The sequence below is a fragment of the Ectothiorhodospira sp. 9100 genome (genome assembly GCF_022227565.1).
Lineage (GTDB): Bacteria > Pseudomonadota > Gammaproteobacteria > Ectothiorhodospirales > Ectothiorhodospiraceae > Ectothiorhodospira > Ectothiorhodospira marina.
On sequence record NZ_JAJNAN010000145.1, the window covers coordinates 1 to 507 of the forward strand.

Here is a 507-nt window from a genome sequence, read left to right on the forward strand (position 1 = left end):
TCGCTTGAGCAGGGCAGTATGCGCCTTGGGGCCGGTGATGGTGTCTCCCGTCGAGAGCGTGGCCAGTGCCAAGACCCCCAGATCCACCCCGACCGAGCCTTGGTTTTCAGCAGGTCGCCTGGGTGGGTCTTCGGTGTCTACGGTGATGCTGACAAACCAGCGGTCGGCGACGCGGGAGACCGTCGCGGACATGATTTTGCCGGTAAAGCGCAACGACTCCCGCATCCGCACCCAGCCAAGGTTGGGGATGCGGATGCGGGAGCCTTCGACGCGGAACTGGTCGTTGGTGAGGGTGAATCGGTCATGAACGCCCTTCTTGCGAAACCTCGGGTACCTGGCGCGGCCGGCGAAGAAATTCCTGAACGCTTCGCCCAACTGGATGATTGCCATCTGCGGTGCCGTTTTGGTGACCTCCAGCATCCATGGAAACTGCTCGCGCTTGACGGCGTTCAAATGGCGACGCAATGCGACCTGCGAGGGTTTGGTCAGGCTGTTGTCCTGTTTGGT

Annotated in this window: 1 protein-coding gene; it reads right to left on the reverse strand. The window is 61.5% G+C overall.

What is annotated here, in order from left to right:
- Positions 1–507 (reverse strand): RNA-guided endonuclease InsQ/TnpB family protein (locus LPW29_RS15370; protein WP_274520349.1); only part of this gene is annotated, 507 nt, incomplete at both ends.